Source organism: Desulfovibrio sp. 1188_IL3213 (assembly GCF_036763145.1).
Lineage (GTDB): Bacteria > Desulfobacterota > Desulfovibrionia > Desulfovibrionales > Desulfovibrionaceae > Desulfovibrio.
In genome coordinates this window covers 1-3,024 of record NZ_JBAIYR010000291.1, presented here as the reverse complement: position 1 = coordinate 3,024, position 3,024 = coordinate 1, and the positions used below count along the sequence as shown (strand labels likewise).

The 3,024-nt window shown below is 56.3% G+C and carries 2 protein-coding genes and 1 pseudogene; all 3 read left to right on the top strand.

Going from position 1 to position 3,024, the window contains the following annotated elements:
- Positions 1 to 260: 260 nt before the first annotated feature.
- Positions 261 to 572 (top strand): hypothetical protein, encoded by a 312-nt coding sequence (locus V6C16_RS10435; RefSeq protein WP_333543157.1) that lies wholly within the window; start codon positions 261 to 263, stop codon positions 570 to 572.
- Complete coding sequence (locus V6C16_RS10430) at positions 556 to 2,658, top strand: TonB-dependent receptor plug domain-containing protein (protein WP_333536622.1); 2,103 nt, start codon at positions 556 to 558, stop codon at positions 2,656 to 2,658. The genes V6C16_RS10435 and V6C16_RS10430 overlap by 17 nt, the downstream gene beginning before the upstream one ends.
- Positions 2,659 to 2,729: 71 nt before the next feature.
- Positions 2,730 to 3,024, top strand: a pseudogene (locus tag V6C16_RS10425) (hypothetical protein); the annotation flags it as partial.

Below are 3,024 nucleotides of genomic sequence, written 5' to 3'. Positions count from 1 at the left end.
CTCAAAGTTAATCCGCTCTAGTGCCGCAAGGCGTCTGCCTGCCGCACATTCTGTACCGTTGAGGGAGAAGGCATGAACAAAATATTTGGCATTCTGGCCCTGATCTGCGTTCTGGCAGTGGCGGGCGCAGAGAACGCAACCTGTACAACCTCTACGTCAAGGGTTCCGCCAACTGCCTGGCCTTCGGCCCCGGCGCGGGCGGCAACTTTGCCGGAAATTTCTATATCAATACGCCGGACTACGAATCATGGCTGCAACAGGTGGCCGACGGGCGCAAGGCCCTGGCTATGCTGCAACCCGCGCCGCAGCGCTACTTCCTCTTCCGGGCCGTAGCCGAGGGTATGGAGCAGGGCTGTCTGAACCTGCCCGCGCTTGAACAACGCTTTGGCCTGCCTCTTGCGAAAATATGGTCTCCCCTGCTTGCCCAGTGGCAGAGAGCGGGGCTGGTCACGCAAGATCAGGGATGGGTAACGCTTACGCTGGCAGGGCAGTTTTGGCAGGTGAACCTTTCGCAGTTGCTGCTCAACTACCTTAAAACCATGCTGGAGGAAAACAATGATCTTGCTGCGTAACTTACGCAGGCATGCCGTGCCCCTGGGTCTGGCCGGGGCATTGCTCTGGAGCGCGCCCGCCCATGCCGAACCCCTGCAGACCGAAACTGTCAGGGTATCCGCGTCGCGAGTTGAAAAAGAGCTGTTGGATGTCCCCATGGCCGTGAGCGTCATGACGGAGGAAGAAATCAAAACCTCGCCCGCAGCCACAGTGGGCGGCCTGCTGCAGGACATTCCCGGAGTGCAGATCGTCAACTCCGGCGCACAGGGCCTGAAGCGCATTTCCATCCGTGGGGAAAGTCCCAACCGGGTGCTCATTCTTATCGACGGGCAAAAAATCGCTGAAAACAAGTCCATGGACGGAACAGCCCTGCTCATCGACCCCGCCATGATCGAGCGCATCGAAGTCATCAAGGGGCCAGCCTCGGTGCTGTATGGCTCTGAAGCGCTGGGCGGCGTTGTCAACATCATCACCAAAAAGGGTGGAAAAAAGCCCATACAGGGGCAGATAACCACAAGCTACAACGGCTCCACCAGAGGTTTTGCCGAAAGCCTCTCCCTGTTTGGCGCCTATGAGGGCTTCAAGTACCGCGCAACAGGGGCCAACACCTATCAGCACAATCTGTCCACCCCCGACGGCGAGGCCAAGCATTCCAAGTTCAAGCAGCAGTCCGGCTCGGCCTTTCTGAGCTATGATTTCAGCCCCAATTTTACCGCAGGCGGCATGTATGAGCAATTTTACAGCGAAATAATGTCCGGCGACACCAGCTCGCCCAACTTTTTTGTGGATATTTCGCCCTGGGAACGCAAGAAGGCCGCGGTATTCGCCGAGGCAAAAGATGTGGCTTTTTTTCTGCCGCGCCTGCGCCTTGACGCCTTCTGGCAGCACAGCAAGAAAAAAATGCTCAACCATGTGGAAGTGGCGGAAGCCCCCATGTCCATGCTTATGGACAACTATGCCAACAACAAGAACGAGCAGTGGGGAGCAAGCCTTCAGTCCGACTGGAGTATAGGCGAAAACAACTACCTCATTGCCGGCTACGAGTTCACCAGAGACGGCCTTGATGCCACCACAGACACGGACACCAAGACTGTCATCAAGCCCAACCCAATGGTAACGGTGACAAGCCTGACCGACAAGCACTACAAATATAAGGGATACATGGACACCCACGCCCTGTACGCCCTTATGGAAAGCAAACTGCCCTGGGACTTCACCCTGTCTTACGGTGTGCGCCAGACCTGGGTGCAGTCGCATATGGGAACCGCCGAAGGCTGGCAGCGTAAAAAAACATCCCCGGCCTACAACCCCGTCTTTGGCGACATTGACGCTGGCGCCACAGGCGACAACTGGGAATCCCACCCCGTGTTCAACGTGTCCCTCATGTGGCAGGGCATTGACGACCTTACGCTGCGCGCGGGCTTCAGCCAGGGCTTCCGCGTACCCAATCTTCAGGAAAAATACGTCATCTCCAGCATGGGCGGCGGCACGGTAAACCCCAACCCCGACCTTACGCCTGAAAAGTCCAATACCTGGGAACTGGGCGCACGCTATTCCGCCTTTGGCCTCAACCTTGACCTCACCGGATTTTACACTGTGGCCGAAGACTACATTTCGTCACAGCAAACCGGCAACAATATCTTTTATTACAAGAACGTCAGCCAGGCCAAAACGCACGGTGTGGAATTCAGCGGCAGCTATGACCTGCCTTACGGCTTCACCCCCTATATCGACCTGACCTGGATGAAGCGCCAGTTTGACAACGGCAATTACAAGACCTGGAAGACCGGCACGCCCGAATGGACGGGCCGTACAGGCGTGCGGGCGCTCTACCCGGTCAACGAAAGCCTGGATGTGATCGGCGATGCCTACGTCCGCTTTGCCACCAAGAACGAACAGGAAAGCGGCTCTGCCCGCACCGTATATTCCAACAGTTCCTGGACTACGGCCAACGCCATGATGGGCGTGAAGTTCGGCGACAGCAAGCAATACGCCATAGTCGGTGAAGTGCTTAACATCTTTAACCAAAAATATGCACTCGGTACGGGAGAATCCATTTACGAACCCGGTGTGCATGCCAATATCAAGGTCAGTGTAGAATTTTAAGCCCGGCGGCCCGTCTCTTTGATATTGAAATTCAAATTCAATTTATGTAAGAGACGGGCCAGGAGACAAATATGAAATCCACGGTCAAGCGGTATTGGAGCGCACACGAGTTGGTGGTCATCGGGGTGTTTTCGGCTGCGGCCAAAATATCCACCCTGCTGATAGCCCTGGCCGGCGGGGGAATGAACCCGGTTTCTCTTCTTCTGAAGAACCTCGTTTTCACTACCCTGCTGGTGGTCATGCTGTTCAAGGTGCGCAAACCCGGCACACTGGTACTTTTTGTGCTCATAAATATGCTTGTGAGCGCCCTGCTGCTCGGCGCCAGCCTCACCCTGTTGCCCGCCATGCTTGCGGCGGCCCTGGCGG